The sequence below is a fragment of the Desulfobacula sp. genome (assembly GCF_021107415.1).
The window spans coordinates 15,068-34,500 of sequence record NZ_JAIOSW010000397.1; the positions used below are offsets into that span (position 1 = coordinate 15,068).

The 19,433-nt window shown below is 37.4% G+C and carries 21 protein-coding genes and 2 tRNA genes; 18 read left to right on the forward strand and 5 right to left on the reverse strand.

What is annotated here, in order from left to right; genetic code table 11:
* Window positions 1-12 precede the first annotated feature (12 nt).
* Genes K8S13_RS20020 through K8S13_RS20030 form a run of 3 tightly spaced genes read right to left on the reverse strand, consistent with a single transcriptional unit; the run spans window position 13 to window position 2,614 of the window.
* Window positions 13-861, reverse strand: a complete 849-nt coding sequence (locus K8S13_RS20020; RefSeq protein ID WP_291465379.1) for an NAD(P)-dependent oxidoreductase — start codon at window positions 859-861, stop codon at window positions 13-15.
* Window positions 858-1,397 carry a WbuC family cupin fold metalloprotein gene (locus tag K8S13_RS20025; protein WP_291465381.1) on the reverse strand — a complete coding sequence of 180 codons (540 nt, stop codon included), beginning with the start codon at window positions 1,395-1,397 and terminating at the stop codon, window positions 858-860. The genes K8S13_RS20020 and K8S13_RS20025 overlap by 4 nt, the downstream gene beginning before the upstream one ends.
* Complete coding sequence (locus K8S13_RS20030) at window positions 1,397-2,614, reverse strand: class I SAM-dependent methyltransferase (protein WP_291465382.1); 1,218 nt, start codon at window positions 2,612-2,614, stop codon at window positions 1,397-1,399. The genes K8S13_RS20025 and K8S13_RS20030 overlap by 1 nt, the downstream gene beginning before the upstream one ends.
* A 328-nt stretch (window positions 2,615-2,942) precedes the next feature.
* On the opposite strand from K8S13_RS20030, the gene K8S13_RS20035 reads away from it, so the two are divergent.
* From K8S13_RS20035 to K8S13_RS20100, 14 genes are all read left to right on the forward strand, one after another.
* On the forward strand, window positions 2,943-3,527 hold the full coding sequence (locus K8S13_RS20035) for a hypothetical protein (RefSeq protein ID WP_291465383.1): 585 nt from the start codon (window positions 2,943-2,945) through the stop codon (window positions 3,525-3,527).
* Complete coding sequence (locus K8S13_RS20040) at window positions 3,520-4,248, forward strand: acylneuraminate cytidylyltransferase family protein (protein ID WP_291465385.1); 729 nt, start codon at window positions 3,520-3,522, stop codon at window positions 4,246-4,248. The genes K8S13_RS20035 and K8S13_RS20040 overlap by 8 nt, the downstream gene beginning before the upstream one ends.
* Window positions 4,249-4,309: 61 nt before the next feature.
* A complete protein-coding gene (locus K8S13_RS20045) occupies window positions 4,310-5,557 on the forward strand; it encodes an aminotransferase class III-fold pyridoxal phosphate-dependent enzyme (RefSeq protein WP_291465386.1) in 1,248 nt (415 codons plus the stop codon).
* A 43-nt stretch (window positions 5,558-5,600) separates the two neighbouring features.
* A complete protein-coding gene (locus tag K8S13_RS20050; RefSeq protein ID WP_291465387.1) occupies window positions 5,601-6,791 on the forward strand; it encodes an N-acetyl sugar amidotransferase in 1,191 nt (396 codons plus the stop codon).
* Window positions 6,788-7,408: an imidazole glycerol phosphate synthase subunit HisH gene (gene hisH / locus K8S13_RS20055; protein ID WP_291465388.1), complete on the forward strand. Its 621-nt coding sequence runs from the start codon at window positions 6,788-6,790 to the stop codon at window positions 7,406-7,408. The genes K8S13_RS20050 and hisH overlap by 4 nt, the downstream gene beginning before the upstream one ends.
* 6 nt (window positions 7,409-7,414) lie before the next feature.
* Entirely contained in the window at window positions 7,415-8,191 is a 777-nt protein-coding gene (gene hisF, locus K8S13_RS20060) for an imidazole glycerol phosphate synthase subunit HisF (protein WP_291465389.1), read from the forward strand.
* Between the two features lie 17 nt (window positions 8,192-8,208).
* Complete coding sequence (locus K8S13_RS20065) at window positions 8,209-8,877, forward strand: hypothetical protein (protein ID WP_291465391.1); 669 nt, start codon at window positions 8,209-8,211, stop codon at window positions 8,875-8,877.
* Between the two features lie 31 nt (window positions 8,878-8,908).
* Window positions 8,909-9,928, forward strand: coding sequence for an aminoglycoside phosphotransferase family protein (locus tag K8S13_RS20070; protein WP_291465392.1), 1,020 nt, complete (start codon window positions 8,909-8,911; stop codon window positions 9,926-9,928).
* Between the two features lie 84 nt (window positions 9,929-10,012).
* Complete coding sequence (locus tag K8S13_RS20075; RefSeq protein ID WP_291465394.1) at window positions 10,013-10,675, forward strand: methyltransferase domain-containing protein; 663 nt, start codon at window positions 10,013-10,015, stop codon at window positions 10,673-10,675.
* A gap of 21 nt (window positions 10,676-10,696) precedes the next feature.
* The gene (locus K8S13_RS20080) at window positions 10,697-11,755 is read left to right on the forward strand and encodes a zinc-binding dehydrogenase (protein ID WP_291465395.1); all 1,059 of its coding nucleotides are present in this window, start codon (window positions 10,697-10,699) and stop codon (window positions 11,753-11,755) included.
* A 23-nt stretch (window positions 11,756-11,778) separates the two neighbouring features.
* Window positions 11,779-12,699 (forward strand): transketolase C-terminal domain-containing protein, encoded by a 921-nt coding sequence (locus K8S13_RS20085; protein ID WP_291465398.1) that lies wholly within the window; start codon window positions 11,779-11,781, stop codon window positions 12,697-12,699.
* Window positions 12,700-12,713: 14 nt separating this feature from the next.
* Window positions 12,714-14,198 carry a PfkB family carbohydrate kinase gene (locus K8S13_RS20090; RefSeq protein ID WP_291465400.1) on the forward strand — a complete coding sequence of 495 codons (1,485 nt, stop codon included), beginning with the start codon at window positions 12,714-12,716 and terminating at the stop codon, window positions 14,196-14,198.
* A complete protein-coding gene (locus K8S13_RS20095; protein ID WP_291465402.1) occupies window positions 14,195-14,890 on the forward strand; it encodes a nucleotidyltransferase family protein in 696 nt (231 codons plus the stop codon). The genes K8S13_RS20090 and K8S13_RS20095 overlap by 4 nt, the downstream gene beginning before the upstream one ends.
* Window positions 14,887-16,356, forward strand: coding sequence for a tetratricopeptide repeat protein (locus tag K8S13_RS20100; RefSeq protein WP_291465403.1), 1,470 nt, complete (start codon window positions 14,887-14,889; stop codon window positions 16,354-16,356). The genes K8S13_RS20095 and K8S13_RS20100 overlap by 4 nt, the downstream gene beginning before the upstream one ends.
* A 21-nt stretch (window positions 16,357-16,377) precedes the next feature.
* On the opposite strand, the gene K8S13_RS20105 is transcribed toward K8S13_RS20100, so the two are convergent.
* Together K8S13_RS20105 and K8S13_RS20110 are read right to left on the reverse strand one after the other, a co-directional pair.
* Complete coding sequence (locus tag K8S13_RS20105; protein ID WP_291465410.1) at window positions 16,378-16,794, reverse strand: DUF86 domain-containing protein; 417 nt, start codon at window positions 16,792-16,794, stop codon at window positions 16,378-16,380.
* On the reverse strand, window positions 16,784-17,179 hold the full coding sequence (locus K8S13_RS20110) for a nucleotidyltransferase domain-containing protein (RefSeq protein ID WP_291465404.1): 396 nt from the start codon (window positions 17,177-17,179) through the stop codon (window positions 16,784-16,786). The genes K8S13_RS20105 and K8S13_RS20110 overlap by 11 nt, the downstream gene beginning before the upstream one ends.
* 283 nt (window positions 17,180-17,462) lie before the next feature.
* On the opposite strand from K8S13_RS20110, the gene K8S13_RS20115 reads away from it, so the two are divergent.
* The 4 genes from K8S13_RS20115 to K8S13_RS20130 all read left to right on the forward strand — a co-directional run bounded on the left by K8S13_RS20115 (window position 17,463) and on the right by K8S13_RS20130 (window position 19,351).
* Window positions 17,463-18,215 carry an OmpA family protein gene (locus tag K8S13_RS20115; RefSeq protein ID WP_291465406.1) on the forward strand — a complete coding sequence of 251 codons (753 nt, stop codon included), beginning with the start codon at window positions 17,463-17,465 and terminating at the stop codon, window positions 18,213-18,215.
* Between the two features lie 28 nt (window positions 18,216-18,243).
* Window positions 18,244-19,095 (forward strand): MotA/TolQ/ExbB proton channel family protein, encoded by an 852-nt coding sequence (locus K8S13_RS20120; protein WP_291465408.1) that lies wholly within the window; start codon window positions 18,244-18,246, stop codon window positions 19,093-19,095.
* Window positions 19,096-19,180: 85 nt separating this feature from the next.
* Window positions 19,181-19,256: transfer RNA gene (locus K8S13_RS20125), tRNA-Lys, on the forward strand.
* A 17-nt stretch (window positions 19,257-19,273) separates the two neighbouring features.
* A tRNA-Glu gene (locus K8S13_RS20130) sits at window positions 19,274-19,351 on the forward strand.
* Window positions 19,352-19,433 lie beyond the last annotated feature (82 nt).

Genomic DNA, 19,433 nt, shown 5'->3' on the forward strand with positions numbered 1-19,433 from the left:
CAGGTGTTAAGTCTATTTGATCTGGTGAGAACTTTTCATTTCGTCCAGGTACAATTGTATGGTTTTTCTAACAGACATGGGTTGAAATAACTTTGATATTTTTTTGTTTGAAATAATATGGAAATTATCCTCATCAGACCATGTTATTTCAGAGGTGGACGAAAGGTAATCTTTCATCATTTGAACCACCTTAAGTGAGGTTGATAACCCTGATGCACAGATATTAAACTGGTTGGTTTGAAATTGATTCAGTTTGATGGTTTTAAGTATAAAAGAAACAATATCATTGGCATGGACCACATGATTGTAGCTGCTGTTTTTCAATGTTACGGGTTTGTTTTTTTTTAATTGTTGATAAACACTGTCAATCCATCCGTAAGAACCGTCAGCAATTGTCCCGGGCATTCGTATGGAGATTGCAGGCATAGCCTGTTCAAGCAGCTTTTCTCCGAAGTATTTACTCATTCCATAAAGGTCAGGATTAATGATGGGCATTTGTTCATCAGCTACTTTACAGGATATTTCTCCGTAGACTTTCATTGAAGAGGTGTAAAAAACAGCTTTGGGATGAATCATCAGGGCCAGTTTTTTAATATTATTTGTTAACAGTATGTTAGATTCAAAATAATCGGTTGCTGTTTTGTCTAACCTTGCTACTGCTGCCATGTGAACGATGAAGTCAATCGGGATGTCAAGTTTTAAAAGTTTTTTTGAAAGATCATATTCGATCCATTTGAAAGCCGGGTGAATCAAATTTGGGGTGGTTCGAGAGACCCCAACAACCTGGTGACCTTTATTCAGGATTTTTTTTGCCGCATATGTGGCAATATAACTGCTTATACCGGTGATTAGAAAATTCATATCACTCCTATGTTTTTAATAAACCAGTCTATTTCATTTGTCTTGTCCACAGCGGGCGCCCAGTCAGGGAATACACTATCCCCTTTTCTGACAAACGGGCCTATTTTACTTTCATGAAAGATCACCATATCTGAAATCGGAATACTCATATGGAAAAGGTCTTTTTCAAACCGGTATATGATATGATTCTGCAAGGACATAAAGCATTTATCTATGACGTCTCCTTGACTGTTAAATATAATTATAATCTGTTCCCCGTATATTAAATGATAGGCTTCCGCTTTTTGAGGATGCTTGTGCGGTCTGTTATAGGTTCCTTTTTGCTGCATAATAATCATGTTGTGCAGTAAATTATCACTTGATGAATGCATGGAGATTCTTGCATTTGTTTTTTCTTTGTTTCCTAATTCAATCAGTTCATTGAGAATGGCCTTGTTAATAAAAGATAGGCTTGTTTTAAAATGATAAGATTTGGATTGAGCACTTATATCTTCATTGATATCCGGAAAATTAGCAAAGCAAATCGGTTTTGTCATTAGAATACTCTTTTCAAACTTGTCCAAAAGCAAGGCAGATCGGAACTTTGAGGTAAAATAGGAACAAACTGCCCACCGTTTTTGATAAAGTATAGGTTATTTTTAATTACTTTTTCATTATTTTCCGCATTGACGGCAAGTAGACACAGATCAATGGGGTTTGATATAAGTGCAGATCTGTCCAAAATAGGCAGTTTTGAGCCGGGTAGAAATGAATTAAGTTTTTCCGGTTGATCGTCTACTATGAAGTCGATATATTTTGATATTCCTGTAAAATTTATTAATGAGCATGCTCGACAGCCGGCACCATAAACTGCAATTTTTTTATTCTTTTTTTTAAAGCCATCAAGATATATTTGGACGCCATCTTTGAAGTCAGGCCACTGTTCTTTAAACTGCAATACTTTTTGGGTTTGTTTTGAAAGATCCGGTTGTGTTACAGGATAATTTTTTTGTCTTTTTCCTATATAAATCAATGATTGTCCACTGAATTGAACCTTACCTGAGTATACTTGAGAAATGCCAATCTGGCTCAAGTAGCGATTAAGCGTTTTTAAACTAAAATAATTTGTATGTTCCTCCCATATTTGACTGTAATCCATCTCTTCAAGAATAAAATCTGTATCCGGAACCTCAATGAGAATGTATCCATCCTCTTTGAGTAGAGTCTGTATACCTTCTATAAATAAGATAAGATCCTGTACATGCTCAAGAACATGCCTGGAAATAATTAAATCAGGTCTTCCTTTTTCTTGTGCAATGGACAATGCCGTTTTATTTGTAAAATAGCCTGGCAATGTATCAATCCCATTCTGGACGGCTGAGGCCACGCCATCACTTGAGGGCTCAATCCCATAAATATTTTGAAAGCCAAGTTTGCGAAGATCATTCAGAAAACTACCGTCATTGCTGCCTATTTCAATGATTTTCGATGATTTATTGATTCCTGGCAGTTCTTTGATTAAAGATAAAACTCCGGGAATTTGAGGATTTGGTTTCCAGGAGCTTAACCAGTTATAAGTACTGTACAGTTTTTCTGAAGGTATCGGATCAGTCAATTGTAAAAGACCACATTCCTTACAATAACACAAGTTTACAGGATGGATATATTCATCATGATCAATGGATTTTAATAACCGATGTGAGATGGGATGACTGCCCAGGTTAAGAACATCTGTCAAGTTGTCATGCTTACATAATCTGCAACATCTATTCATGTGATACCGTAGTTTGTCGATAGATTTATTATCATAATATCCAATTCGGTTTTTTTCGTTGTAAACTTGAATGTCCCATCGGTGTAATGCATTTGTATTAAAATATCCTTGATTTAGAAAAAAAATAATTCAAAATATAGCTGCCTTATTTATCAGACAAATTATTTTTTTTACACTATAAGAAAATCGGGCATTATTCAAGAAAGGATGTTTTTGATAAAAAAATAAGCAAAGGATTTTGGAAGGATTTTGGAAGTTGCTTTATAGTAAAAACTTGTGATATTCTTTTTCCATCAGGGTACTTTTGATGGTTTATACAGGAGAGTGTATGCGAATTGGAATAGATTTTGATAACACCATTATTTGTTATGATACTGTTTTCAATAAAGTTGGCATTGAAAAAGGTCTTCTTCCTGAGAACCTGCCTGTAGGCAAGGGCTTTGTCAGGGATTATTTGAGGAAGCACGATAAAGAAAAAGAATGGATCTGGCTCCAGGGATATGTCTATGGCACAAGGCTTTCAGAGGCTGATATATATGGAGGAGTAGAGGAATTCCTGACATATAGTAAAACTGCAGGCATAGATTGTTTTATTGTCAGTCATAAAACTATCTATCCTTATTCCGGGGACAAATATGATCTTCACAAGTCGGCATCTGAGTGGATACAGCATCAGAAGCTTGATATAGAATTTTTTTTTGAATTAACAAAAGAAGATAAAATCAAGAGGGTCAGCGATTTGAACTGTTCTTATTTCATTGATGATCTTCCTGAATTTTTAATGCTCCCTGGTTTCCCTGAAAAGTTGATTAAAATTCTCTTTGATCCTCTAAATAAATATTGCGCTTCAGATTTTGGCTATCAATATGCCGCTTCCTGGAATGATATTTTAGCCATGTTTAAAAATGTATAACGATCAGAGAATTCTGGGGTTAATAACAGCAAGAGGCGGTAGTAAAGGCCTTCCGGGGAAGAATATAATAAATATTGCGGGGAAACCGTTAATCGCCTGGACAATAGAATGTGCTCAAAAGAGCGGATATTTGGATAGACTGATTGTATCCACGGACAACAATGAGATTGCAAGGGTTTGCAGGGAGTATAATGCCCAGGTTCCTTTTCTAAGACCTGCCCATTTAGCTTCGGATACTGCAACTTCAATTGATGTGGTGATGCATGCAATTGATACTTTAAAAGAAAAAGGGGAGGAATATGACTATATTTGTTTGCTTGAGCCAACGTCTCCCTTAAGAGAGCCCCATGATATTGATGATTCCATAAAACAATTGATAAATATGCCTGATGCTGAAGCAATAGTTGGTGTCTGTCCATTGGAAAGTATGCACCCGGAATTTAACGTCACAATGGATGTTCATAATTTTATTAGTAAATATGAAACAGGACAGAACATAAAATCCTTACGAAGACAGGACTTAGCATCAGTATATTTTTTTGAAGGGACAATCTATATTTCTAAAATATCCGCTGTTAGGGAAAAAATGGGTTTTTACCATGATAAGACACTGGGATATATTGTTCCAAGGCATAAAAGTATAGAAATCGATGACCAATATGATATTTTAATGGCAGAAGCTATCTTAAAAGAAAGATTAAATAAGGCAAACCATGAGTGAAAATAGCGGCATAAAGCTTTATAGGAAAGCAAGGAAGATAATTCCCGGAGGGAGTCAATTGTTGTCGAAGCGACCAGAGATGTTTCTACCGGAACAATGGCCGTCATATTATTCAAAATCTAAAGGTGTAAATGTTTGGGACCTTGATGGAAATAAATATACAGATATGAGTATATTTGGGGTGGGCGCCTGTATTTTAGGATTTTGTGATGAGGATGTTGATACTGCTGTTATTTCTGCCGTAAAAAATGGGAATATGACAACATTGAATCCACCTGAAGAGGTTGAACTGGCAGAACTTTTATGTGAAATACATCCTTGGGCCAAAAGAGTCCGTTATGCCCGCAGCGGGGGCGAAATTCTGGCAATAGCCATTAGAATTGCCCGGGCAGCAACCGGGAAAAACAGGGTTGCTTTTTGTGGATATCATGGCTGGTCTGATTGGTATATTTCCTCCAATTTGTCCGAGGACGCAAATTTGGATGGTCACCTTTTGCCAGGGCTTAAGCCTTTAGGAATTCCAAGAGAACTAACCAACACAGCTATTCCTTTTAATTATAATAAAATAAAGGAGTTGATCAGTATCGTCGATACTTATAATGACATTGGGGTCATTATCATGGAACCGGTTCGTAATTATGGACCCGAAGATGATTTTTTAAAAAAAGTGAGGGATATTGCAGATAAAATCGGTGCGGTTTTGATCTTTGATGAAGTTACCAGTGGCTGGCGGATTAATGAGGGGGGTATTCATTTAACAATGGGGGTAGAACCTGATATGGCTGCATATGCCAAAGGAATGTCAAACGGCTATCCCATGGCAGCTCTTATTGGTCGTTCCGGTTTAATGGAAGTTGCTCAGGATACTTTCATCAGCAGCACGTACTGGACAGATCGAATTGGCCCTACAGCTGCATTGGCGACCATCAGGAAATTTAGAAAATGCAATGCAGGTGACTATTTAAATCGACTGGGGAAAATTCTTCAGTGTGGAATAAGGAAAATGGCTGAAAGGCATTTGATCAAATTGGAAATAATCGGTATCCCACCATTAACCCATATGTCATTTCAATACGGTGAGATGAATAGTAAATTGAAAACTCTATTTATACAGGAAATGCTGGAAAGAAACTATATCGCCTCCTTGAGTGTGTATTTGTCTTATTCTCATAATGAGGTTGTATTGGAAGAGTATTTTAATGCTTTAGACGATGTTTTTGGAATATTAGCCGATAGTATTGAAAATGATACACTGGATAAAAAAATAAAAGGGCCTTTAGCTCATTCAAGCTTTAAGCGATTAACCTGATTTGTTAGTAAAAAGATAGGTTTGCTTTTTACAGGAGAATAAAATGAGAAGATGTAAAAAATGTATTTTACCTGAAACACATGATACTTTGATGTTTGATGACAAAGGCGTCTGTAGTGTATGCCGTCAGATTGAATTTAAAAATGAGAAGATAGATTGGGCTGCAAGAAGCCAGGAATTGAATGAATTGATTGCTTTATATAAGAACAAGGGCCTTTATGATTGTATTGTACCGTTTTCAGGTGGTAAAGACAGTACGTTTCAACTATGGTACATTGTAAAAGAGCTCAAACTTAAACCTTTGGTTGTGAGATTTAATCATTGGGGATATCGACCGGCAGTTCATGAAAATAATACGCGTACTTTTAAAATATTGGGAGTTGATGTTTTTGAATTTACTGCCAATTGGCATGTCGTAAGAGAATTGATGTTAGAGTCTTTAAAAAGAAGAGGTGATTTTTGCTGGCATTGCCATACCGGGATTTATGCGGGCGTTATTCACATGGCCATAAAATTTGATACTCCATTAATTTTTTGGGGAGAATCATTGGCGGAATATGCTTCCTGGTATTCCTATGAAGAAAAGGAAGAAGTAGATGAAAAGAGATTCAACAGAGCTATGAACCTGGGTATTACAGCTGATGATATGTATGAATTCTTAGGAGGACGTGTCAGTAAAAGAGATTTATGGATGTTTTTATTCCCATCCAGAAAAGTCTATCGGCAAGCCAGGATCAAATCGATTTGCCTGGGTAGTTATATAAAGTGGGATACCAGACGTCAGGTGGAGATCATTAAGCGGGAATTGGGGTGGAAAGGGTTGGACGTAGAAGGGGTACCGCCTGAATACGATTATGAAAAAATTGAGTGCCAATGGCTGGGAATTCGCGATTATGCAAAATTTATTAAACGTGGATACGGTCGAACAAATCACCTTGCCTGCATTGATATCCGAAATAATCGGTTAAAACGAAAAAAAGCTTGTGAAATGGAGAAAAAGTTTGATGGGAAAAGACCTGCTTCACTTAATCGGTTTTTGGAATTTTTACAAATAACAGAAGAAGAGTTTTATGAAATATTGTCAAAACACCGGGTTCACCCATGGGAATTTGACAAAAATAAGGTAGAGAATGGTGAACCACTATCTGATATGAATCAATGGGATCATACATTAGTAGATAAATCATTAGGCCCGTTAAAAAGTAAGCTGGGAAAGACAGAAACCTATTTATGATTGCAATTATTGACTATGGAATGGGGAATGTCCGTTCTGTTTATAACGCTTTTGATTTTATCGGGGAAGATGTAGAAATAACCGCTGATCCGCAGAAGATCGCAAATGCTTCCAGAATCGTGCTGCCGGGTGTTGGTGCTTTTGGTAAAGCAATGCTTAATTTGAATGAAAGAGGATTGGTTGAAATTTTACATAGAGAAGTTTTGGAAAAGGGCAAGCCTTTTTTAGGAATTTGTCTTGGGATGCAGCTTTTAACCCAAAGCAGTTCCGAACATGGCTTCACTAAAGGGTTAGGCTGGATTCCAGGGAAAGTGAGGATGTTTGATCTGTCGAATTCACAATTGAAACTTCCCCACATGGGCTGGAATGATATCACAACAAAAATATCCCATCCGGTTTTTGATAATCTAAGAGAGGATCACTTTACTTTTTTCTTTGTTCACAGCTATCATATAATAATCGAAAATCAGAAAGATATAGCGGCGACTTGTGAATACGGGTATAATTTTACTGCATCAATAGCCAGAGATAATATTTTCGCTACACAGTTTCATCCGGAAAAAAGCCAGGACAATGGTATTCAGGTTTTGGAAAACTTTGTTAAATGGGAGTGCTGAATACTTATGCTTAAAAAAAGAATTATTCCGAAATTTCTTCTGAAAGAAGGACGATTGATAAAAGGGGTTAAGTTTCATGATAATCACCGGGAATCCGGGAATCCGGTATCTACTGCAAAAGTTTATGATTCATACGGGGTGGACGAGCTTGTTTTCTTGGACATCCTTGCTAGTGTTGAAAGCCGGAAAACGATGTTAGAGGTCATTAAAAGCGTATCAGAGGAAGTATTTATGCCGTTGACCGTCGGTGGTGGAGTGAAAAGTCTGAATGATGCGAGAGATTTATTATTTGTTGGCGCTGATAAAATTTCAATTAATACGGCAGCCGTAGAAAAGCCATATTTTATAAAAGAAGCAGCAAAATATTATGGTGATCAATGCATAGTGGGTTCAGTTGATTATAAAGAAATTGCACCAAATACCTTTCGTGTTTTTACCCATGGCGGTAATAAGAAGACTGAACTGGATCCGATCGAATGGAGCATGCAGTTACAAGATTTTCATTGCGGTGAAATCATGCTGACTTCGATTGATCTTGATGGAACCATGTCGGGTTATGATATTGAGATGATACAAAAGCTAAGCCGGAAACTGACTATTCCTCTCATCGCTTCAAGCGGAGCCGGATGCCTGGATGACTGTTGTTTTGCTTTTCAGGCGGGTGCCGATGCGATTACTATTAGCAGCATGTTTTTTTTTACCGATCATAGCCCTATAAAAGTTAGGTCTTATTTGAGTTCAAAAGGGATTAATGTAAGAGCAAGTAAAAGCAGTAGAAATTAATTTAGGAGTATGGTGTCGTGTTTGTTCAATCATTGAATACTGAGAGCCTTGCCCAATATGTAACAAAACAAATCAATTTCAATTTTCCAGACAGAGTAATCCCTGTCGGTGAACTCATATTTTTTATGAAAACAGCTCTACAGCGAACTGAGTATTGTTTTTCGAAAATAAATATTAAATATTTTTTCAATGGAAAGCATGTTTTTTTTAATCATTTGAATACTGATCAATATGCAGTCTTCCTTTATTATTTATCCAATACAATCTGGAATGAAATATCAGATGAGAAACTGGCGTCAAAAGTATATTATTTAAATAAAGCATTACATAGTTTGGATATTTTTTATGAAATAAAATTACCAGATATATTTTTGCTGGTTCATTCTGTCGGGACGGTATTGGGAAGAGGTGACTATCAGGACAATCTGGTCGTCTATCAAAGAGTGACAGTAGGAGCGGATAAAAACGATAAATACCCGGTGCTTGGAAAAGGAGTTACGATGTACGGTGGCAGTGCTGTCATCGGAGATTGCAGGATTGGTAATAATTGTCTGGTTTCAATGGGTACGATTGTGATGGACAAAGATATCCCTGATAATATGGTTGTATTTAAGAGAAATTCACAAATTTTATATAAAACTACAAAGAAAAGTGTGATTGAGAGATATTTTATATCCTCGGAATAGTATATCAATTTTAGGTTATGTATGGTTCAAAATGAATAATATCCATCAAATCAAACAGATAATTCCTTTGGTTAGAAAAATGTTTGTCGACATGGGAATCAAAAAAAGTCAGATTGAGATAACACCCTTACAGGGAGGCAACAACAGGGTATATAAAGTAATTACTGATAATAAAAATTATGTTCTAAAGAAGTATTTCAAATCAGATAGAGATAAAAGAGACAGGCTTCAGGCCGAGTATCTCTTTTTCAATTATGCACAGAATTGCAAAACCGCTTTGATTCCTGATCTGCTTTCGTGTGATATGGAAAACAGTATGGCCCTTTACGAATATGTTGAAGGAAGAAAGTTAAAAAAAGGTGAAATAGAAAAAGAACATGTGAGGCAGGCTCTGGGATTTGTCAGGGCAATTAATCAGCATAAGAATAGAAAATCAAGCATGGGAGCTTCTCTTTCGTTCGCGTCAGAAGGATGTTTCAGTATTGAAGAACATATTCAGTTAATGGACAGGAGAATAACAGCTCTCTCAGGTATGGAAATAAAGGATGATATCAGTAAAGAGGCTGAACAATTTATTCTGGCTGCACTTGTTCCTGAATGGAAATCAATAAGAGTATCGTTAAACAGTTACCTGGAAAAGAAAAAAAAGCTTGAAAGAGATGAACAGATAATTTCACCCTCGGATTTTGGTTTCCATAATGCAATATTGAAAAATGATAATCAGGTTTATTTTATTGATTTTGAGTATGCTGGTTGGGATGATCCGGTAAAAATGATATGTGATTTTTTCTGTCAGCCTGGGATACCTGTTCCCTTTAGATACTTTGAATATTTTACCGGCGGTATAAATGATATTATAAAATCTTCCTATAATCTTGAAGAAAAAGCCAAGCTTCTTCTGCCCCTGCATAGGATCAAGTGGTGCTGTATCATACTTAATGATTTTCTGAAATTTGATGCTAAAAGAAAACAATTTGCATCTTTTAATGAAGACAAGCGAAAGGAGCAATTAAAAAAGGCCATGGGTTATGCCCGGCAGTATCATATTTGAAGAATGTTTTCTTTCATGCTGTTATAAAAGCATGTATATTGATACAAAATAGTTTGAAATCAATTTTATTTAAAGGAATTAATTATGGCATATGTGGATTTTATTTCAGCAGTTCATAAAAGTACGAAGCGGGATTATGTGAAGCGGGTAAATGAATACCCAAAGGCAGAAGCGGCCCAAAAAGCAAAAGAGTGGGGATATGATTATTGGGATGGGGATAGAAGAATTTGCTATGGTGGTTATACCTATGATGGGAGATGGGAAAAAGTTGCCAGGGCAATGGTTGAACATTATAAGCTTAAGCCGGGTGACCGTATTTTGGATGTTGGATGTGGCAAAGGGTTCTTATTATATGATTTTACAAAGGTTTTGCCTGGAATAGAAGTTGCCGGGATAGATATATCAGGTTATGCAATTAAAAATGCAAAAGAAGAAGTAAAAGATTATCTGAAGGTTGGGCATGCAGGAGAGCTGCCCTTTGAAGATAATAGTTTTGATCTGGTTGTCTCCATAACAACTCTTCATAATTTGTATTGTATGGATTTTGATCGTGCTTTAAGAGAAATTCAAAGAGTTGGAAAAAAGAACAAATATATGTGTGTGGAATCTTACAGAAATGAACAGGAAAAAGTGAATCTTCTTTACTGGCAGGTAACCTGTGAAATGTTTTGCACGCCGGATGAATGGCAGTGGTGGTTTGATACAACTGGCTATACCGGAGATCATTCATTTATCTATTTTGAATAAAAATAAAAGATTGGAATAATTATGGGATTTACTTTGAAGATGCGGGCGGCAATCTTATATGAACTTAAAAAACCGCTGATTATTGATGAGGTTGAGGTACCAGATGACCTTAAACCTGGACAAGTACTTGTTAAAGTCCTGTACAGTGGAATTTGCGGGTCACAACTGGGTGAGATTGATGGAAAAAAAGGAGAAGATAACTACCTTCCGCATCTGTTGGGCCATGAAGGCTCAGGCGAGGTAATGAAGATCGGGCCGGGAGTTCAATTTGTCAAGCCGGGTGATCCGGTAGTCATGCATTGGAGAAAAGGGCCGGGGATTGATGCCCCGTGTCCTGAATATTTATGGAAAGGGAAAAAACTGAATGCAGGCTTTGTTACTAGTTTCAATGAATATGCCATTGTTTCAGAGAATCGATTGACTGTTCTGCCGGATGATTTTCCCATGGATATTGCACCTTTGTTCGGATGTGCTGTAACTACAGGACTTGGTGTGGTTAATAATAATGCAAAGGTTAAAATCGGTGAGTCGGTTGTTGTGCTGGGTGCCGGCGGTGTAGGACTGAATATAATACAGGGTTCGGCAATGTGTTCAGCTTATCCGGTTGTTGCAGTTGATATTTATGACAATAGATTGGAAATGGCTTCAAAATTTGGAGCAACAAATTTGATCAATTCTGCTGATGATTCTGAGTTTTTAATTAAAATTAAATCTTTGGTTGAAGCATCAGGAGCAGACGTCGTTATTGATAATACCGGGGATACGGATATGATTAACCTGGCATATGCTTTGACCAAGCCCGATGGCAGGACAATTCTTGTGGGTGTGCCTAAAAAGAATGATAATATTTCAATCTATTCCCTTGATCTGCATTTTGGCAAAGTGATAACAGGGTCCCATGGGGGAGAATCCCATCCTGACATGGATATTCCTCGATATATTAAGCTTTACAAAAATGGAAAATTATTATTGGATGATTTGATCACGGACAGGTATCCATTGGAAGAGATCAATACTGCAATTGACAGTATGAGAAACGGCAGAACTGCTGGACGTTGTCTGATTGAAATGCGCCACTAAGAAGTAATGAAGAAAGAAAATTTATGAGAAATGCATTTGCCCGGGAAATGGAAAATCAGGCAAAAAATAATGAGAATATTGTTTTACTGTCTGGAGATATCGGGAATCGGCTTTTTGATTCATATAAAAAAAGGTTTCCGCAAAGGTTTTATAATTGTGGCGTTGCAGAAGCCAACATGACATCCATGGCGGCAGGAATGGCCATGAGCGGCCTGCAACCGGTAACATATACGATAGCGCCTTTTAACACATCCAGATGTTATGAACAGATAAAAATTGATATTTGTTATCACAATCTTCCAGTGGTTGTTGTAGGGGTTGGTGCAGGGCTTTCCTATGCAGGTCTTGGAGCTACACATCACTCATTTGAAGATATTTCAATCTTAAGGATATTACCGGGTATGCATGTGGTTTGCCCTGCAGATGCCATTGAGGTAAAACTCTGTCTTCAGGAGGCTTTGAAATTAAAAAAACCGGTTTATATTAGGATGGGTAAAAAAAATGAACCCCTTATCCATGACTCTCCACCAAAATTTGAAATCGGAAAGGCAATTACCATACGCCAGGGTAAAGATATTTGCCTTTTAGGATGTGGGAATATTCTGCCTGTTGTTTGTGAAGCTGCCGATAAGCTTGAGAAAAGCGGCATCCATGCTATGGTTGTCAGTATGCATACTATAAAACCTCTGGATACAGAATTGCTTGAGAAAGTTTTTTCAACTTTTAGTATGGTCTGCACTATTGAAGAACATTCTCTGATAGGAGGATTTGGTTCTGCTGTGGCAGAATGGGTGGTGGACAACTCTATGATTCAAACCAACCTCTTACGCTTCGGAATAAAGGACGCTTTTTTGCATAAAACCGGGAACCAGGAAAACGCAAGAAAAATAACAGGGCTGACATCTGAGAATATCGTTGCCTCTATTTTAAAGAAATTGGGATAATTTAGGAAAAATATATGCTTGAAACAAGCTCTTTAAAACATTTAGGTGAAATTAGAAAGAAATTACCTAAAAATGAAAAGATCGTATTTGTTTCAGGTTTTTTTAATATTGTACATCCCGGGCATTTAAGGCTCTTGCGTTTTGCTGCGGAATGCGGTGATTTTCTTGTTGTTGGGGTATATGGGGACTCGGTTGGTGATTCCCTGCTTGATGAAAACTTGCGGTTTGATGGAATTAAGGCAATCAGTCTTGTTGATTATGCATTTATATTAAAGGATACATCAGAAGATTTTATCAAAGAACTTTCACCCGCCATTGTTGTAAAAGGAAAAGAGCATGAAAACAGCTTTAACCCGGAGGCAGATGTTGTTAAATCCTATGGCGGAAAAATGCTTTTCAGTTCAGGAGATATAAGTTTTTCCCTTGTAGAACTGCTTCAGGATGAATCTCAAAGGATTGTTTCAAGTTCTTTTGTGAAAAATGATTCCTTTATGCAACGCCACGGGTTTAATTGGCTTGATCTTGAAAAAGTGTTAAAAAAATTTCAAGAACTTAAAGTTCTTGTTGTGGGAGATGTTATTGTTGACGAATACATCACCTGTGATCCCATTGGTATGAGCCAGGAAGATCCGACCGTTGTAGTTACTCCTGTTGGAACAGACTTGTTTGTTGGTGGGGCAGGAATCGTTGCTGCCCATGCAAGTAATTTGGGAGCGGATGTTTCTTTTTTTTCAATCACCGGCAGTGATGAAATAACAGGTTTTGTTAAAAAAAAACTTGATACAGCAAAAGTTAAAGCCCGCCTTTTTCAGGATGAAAGCCGTCCGACTATATTAAAACAAAGATTTAGAAGTTCAGGCAAAACTCTGTTAAGGGTAAATCATTTGCGGCAACACCCCATCAGTCAGGAGATTCAAAAGCAATTAAAATCTGAATTATTTGATGTGATCAATGATCAGGATGTGGTTATTTTTTCAGATTTTAATTATGGTTGCCTTCCACAACCCCTTGTTGATACTATTATTCTGGAATGTAAGAAGAAAAATATAATGATGGTTGCAGACAGTCAATCTTCTTCCCAGATTGGTGATATTTCACGTTTTATTGATATGAAACTTATGACACCCACAGAAAGGGAGGCAAGACTTGCCTTAAAAGATTTTGAATCCGGTTTGGTTGTTCTTGCTGAAAAACTAAGAAAAAAGTCACGAGCTGAGAATATTTTTATTACACTGGATAAGGAAGGACTGTTGATCCATGCAGATGTCACGAGCAAGAATAATTATTTCACTGACCGCCTTGAGGCAATGAACAAAAATCCTGTTGATCCGGCGGGAGCAGGGGATTCGTTGCTGACCTGTTCAGCATTAGCTTTGGCATCGGGTTCTGATATCTGGCAGAGTGCATATTTGGGATCTGTGGCTGCGGCTTGCCAGGTGAGTCGTAATGGCAACATACCTTTGTCAGCCAATGATATGTATTTTGGGACCCGATCATGAAAGCATTCCTTCTGGCTGCAGGATTAGGAACAAGACTTTTGCCCCTTACCAATGAAATTCCAAAATGTATAGTTCCGATAAATGACAAACCCTTGTTGGGTCATTGGTTTGATCTTTTATTTAAATCCAATGAAATTGAGTCTATTCTTGTTAATACACATTATCTGCCGGAAAAAGTGGAACGATTTATTCAAACCAGTCCATATCGGAAAAAAATTCAAACCGTTTTTGAAAATGAATTATTAGGTACCGCCGGATCTCTCCTTAAAAACAGAGAGTTTTTTAACGATGGTCCTTTTTTTTTTGTTCATGCAGATAATTTTTCTATATTTGATCCGGGTGATTTCATCCAGGCACACCACTTACGCCCCAAAGGGTGTGATATGACGATGATGACATTTAAAACAGATATGCCTGAGGACTGTGGAATCCTGGAACTTGATAGAAAGAATGTGGTCACGGCTTTTCATGAGAAAGTTATTAATCCTCCCGGGAATCTTGCTAACGGTGCAGTTTACATTCTTGAACAGTCAATTCTACCATTTCTTAAAAAAATTGGTAAGAAAAAAATTGACTTCAGTACAGAAGTGCTCCCCCATTTTATTGGGAAAATTTATACCTTTCATAATGATCAATATCACCGGGATATTGGGACCATGGAAAGCTATTTAAAAGCACAGGATAAAAGATGATGGATATAGATCAAACCTTAAAAAAGGCAGTGGCGCTTCATACTTCCGGCAAATTAAGTGAAGCTGAAATCGCTTACAGGCAAATACTGGAAGTTTTTCCGAATCACCCTGATGCTATCCATTTCATGGGAGTCCTTGCCTATAATGTGGGGAATAATGATGTTGCCAGGGAATATATTCAAAAAGCCATTGAACTTTCTCCAAACAATGCAGCATGTTTTAATAACATGGGAAATGTCTGTCAGCAGCAAAAAAAATATCATGAGGCAGTTTCCTGGTATAAACAAACCATTGAACTGAATCCTGAAAACACAAAAGCTTATAATAACCTTGGGGTAGCATTGAGTAAGCTTGGCAGGCTTGATGAAGCACTAGAGAGCATTAAGGCGGCATTGAAGATAGATCCTGCCTATTTTGAAGCCCATAATAATTTAGGAGAGACTTATAGATGTCTTGGGATGTATGATAAAGCTTTGAAATCCTGTGAAACAGTGCTTGGTTTTGTTCCTGAATCTGCACAAGCCAGGTGGAACAGATCTATTTTGTTGCTTTTGAAAGGAGATTTTCAACAAGGATGGTCTGAATATGAATGGCGCTGGGAACGGCCCACCACACCTAAAAGAAAAATTGATGCAGGGCAAGTATGGGATGGCAGCCCTTTGGCTGGAAAAACTCTTTTTGTATATGAGGAGCAGGGAATGGGTGATACGCTTCAATTTATTAGATACCTGCCGCTGATAAAACAGCTGGGAGGGTATGTGATTTTTGAAGTATTGACTCCAATGATAAGGCTTGTGGAATCTTTCAACGGATTTGACAGGTTATGGGTGGGGATCAGGAATGTTGATACAAGACCGACAGATCGATTTGATTTTCATATTCCATTGCTGTCATTACCCGGGATTTTTAATACAACACTTGAAAATATACCCGCAGATATCCCGTACTTAAATGTTGATAAACATCTTATCCAAATATGGAATAAAAGAATAAAAGATAATAATAATTTTAAAGTAGGAATCATTTGGGCTGGGCATCCGGATCATACCAATGACAATAATCGATCGACATTCTTAAGCGCTTTTTCTGTTCTGAAAGAAGTTAAGGGTGTTAAACTATTCAGCCTCCAAAAAGAGAAGTATGAAAAATGGACAGACATTAATCCGGCGAAAGTGGTTGAACAGGATCTGGGAGAAGAGCTTTCGGATTTTATTGATACGGCTGCAATAATCGAGAATCTTGATCTTGTGATTTCTGTTGATACAGCAGTGGTTCATCTTGCGGGTGCATTGGGTAAAGAAGTATGGACTCTGCTTCCGTTTTCACCTGACTGGCGCTGGATGATAAACCGGGAAGATTCGCCATGGTATCCGACAATGAAATTATTCAGGCAGTCAGCGCCTGGTGACTGGGAATCTGTATTTAGAAAGGTAAAAGAATGTCTTGTCAAGCATATAAAAAAATGATTTGTGAAGATTTTTTTAATATTACTTTTCAGCGATCTTAATGCCAAGTGTGTTGCAAAAGACAATAAAATCAATATAACCTTTTTCAATCACAAAAGCTAATATTGCCTGGTCAAGTTCTTGATAATTGTGAACTACCAAATTTCTGAATCCAACCATATTTTGCAGCGACTCTGCCAGTTTTTTGGGTATTATGTTGTTGTCTGATAAAAGAATAAAAGCATGAGCACTAGATTGCGGAATGCCATAACGATTTTCAGCAACAAGGTGCATTGCCATATCAATGGCAGCCTGACATGCTCTTTCTATATTTAAAACCAGAGCATCAACATGTGTAAAATTATCTAGGGTTGGACATGCAGTATATTCTTCCTGAATGCGTATAATACAACGTTCAATAATAGATGCTTTATTTAAAAGGATGTCATCAGGCAGCATATTGTTCAAGAATTTTACTCCTTTCTATGTTCAGGGCTGTATACATTGATAATGTATGCATTGTAAAACTTTTACAAAAATAAGAGTCGTTACAGACAATTAATTCTCCTTTTAAAATTACTTCTTTTGCAAAAACCACATTTTTTGAGGAAAGTATGCCAAAATGAGCTGTGTGGTTTGTTAAAGAGTCCATCCGTCCATTGTAATCTCTGATAATGTTCAATAAGCTGATCTTAGTTCCTGGTAAAAATAAAAGAGCAATGTCAATATCACTTTGTCTTCGAAAGTATTCAGTTAATGCTGAACCGTGTAAATACGCGCATGCAAGATTTGGTATGCCTTTTAGTATACCGGATATTAGAATTATTTTTTTTTTGGAAAGCATGTTGCCCAACTAAACTTTTTAATTAAAAGATTGAAAATATTAACTATATTGTGGATGGTAACTTGATTGACGCTTAAAATCAAATATTAATTAGCCGGATATTCAATATTCTGGTTTGCAATTTTAGAAAATTTTATTATTTTCCATGTAGAAGAGCATAATGATAATCAATTCGTTGTTGGAAATTATAGGATACTAAAGAAAATTTGATAAAAAGCCGATTGTGAACGTTACTTAAAGAATTTTAATATAAGTGGTTTTTTTATTTTAAGGGGTAAACTGTATGGAATTGGAAGATATAAAAAAATCCTCGAATTATTCATATTCCGTCAGGAGTGATATGGATGATTTCTATGATGAAATTTTGTCATATCCTCCTGAAAAAAGAAATGATAAGTGGTCGGTCTCATGGTCGGATTTGATGATGACCATGTTTATTTTTTTTGCTGTGATGTATGTCTATCAGGCCGGGAACAGAGATCTTCTTTTTGGAAAAGGACCGGGTAGAAATTATCTGTCGGACAGCGGGTCGCATAAAGTGATTGATTTAAGCATCGATAGTAGTCCCTCCCAGGTGTATGATCGGACAAAACAGGCTATTTCAGAGGTGATGGTTACTGAGCCGGATTCGGTTGAATTAATGAAAGACGGGGCTGTCCGTATCGTTCTTGCGGGGGATCTGTTTTTTGATCCGGGAAAGGCTGATCTAAAAGTCGGCGCTCGTTATCAACTCAACCAGATTGCAAGGGTGTTAAGCGAGAATGATTTTGCAATTAACGTTGTCGGCCATACAGATGATGCACCAACACGATCTGAGCAATATCCGACCAACTGGGAGCTTTCTTCAAAAAGAGCAGTCATGGTGGCACGGTATCTGACAGAAGTTACAAAGGTAGATGAAAAAAGAGTGTTTGTCAGTGCCCATTCGTTTTATCAACCTGTCAGATCCAATGATACTGCTTATAATCGCGCTTTAAACAGACGTGTGGAGATCATTCTGGTTAAACAAAAACCATATATACAATCTGACAATTAATACTGATTCATCCAGATAAGGAGACAATATGCTGACACCTGAACAAATCTCATTTTTGAAACAGGCCAGGAAAAACATCATCGGATTGGTGATTTGTGTGATTTTGTTTTTATCCGGTTTTTTCATCCATGGTAATACCGGGCTTTATATCAACCTGTCAGGCTTTCTGATTATCATTGGAGGCACTTTAGGGGCTACTTTTTTAAGTTATAATATGACGCGAATTGAAATCCTTTTTAAGGTGTTAAAGACAGCCTATGGTAAAGAAACAAGAAATCCCAATGAGATTGTAAAGATTATAGTTGATCTTTCCGTAAAAAGAAGAGTGAAAGGACTGTTGGCACTCCAGAATGATGAGGATGAAACATCCATTATATTTTTAAAACAGGCCATTGGGTTGCTGGTGGACGGATGCTCCAAAGAGCAGATCAAAGATTCTTTGTCTGCTGAAATGTATTTTTTCAGGATGAGAAGGGATGAAACCGGAAGAGTTTTACAGACCATGGCAGATGTTGCCCCCTCCTTTGGCCTTGTGGGAAGTGTTGTGGGGTTAATAGGGATGCTGGCGGGAGCCGGTGATTCTGATGTGATCATGGCAACAGTGCCCATAGCACTGACATCAACACTCTATGGAATCATTCTTGCCAACTTTATTTTTCTGCCCTTTGCTGCCACTATTAGGGAGAGAACTATAAAAGAATTATTCCTTCAAAAGATAATTACCGAAGGAGTTCTTGCCATTTATGATGAACTTCATCCAAGAATGCTGGAACGTAAATTAAAGTCTTTTTTGACGCCTTCCGCACGGAACGGGCATTTCGTGTCATTTGAAACTATAAAAGAAAAATTGGAATTAAATGATTTTCATGAGAGTGCCTGATTTTACAAAAATGCTATAAGTTTAAAAAACTATTGACAAAATTTTTCAAATCATATAAATATTGCCTGTTTTTTTGATTGGCCCAGGGCCGTTAACTCAGTCGGTAGAGTATCTGCCTTTTAAGCAGAGAGTCGCTGGTTCGAGCCCAGCACGGCCCACCATAAAAAAAGAACATTGTGTCCCCATCGTCTAGCCCGGTCCAGGACACCGGCCTTTCACGCCGGCGACAGGGGTTCGAATCCCCTTGGGGACGCCACTAATATCAAAGGTTTCAGCATTTTGCTGGAACTTTTTTTATTTCCAGGAAGTACATAGGAAGTAGTCACCAGCCTGAAGTA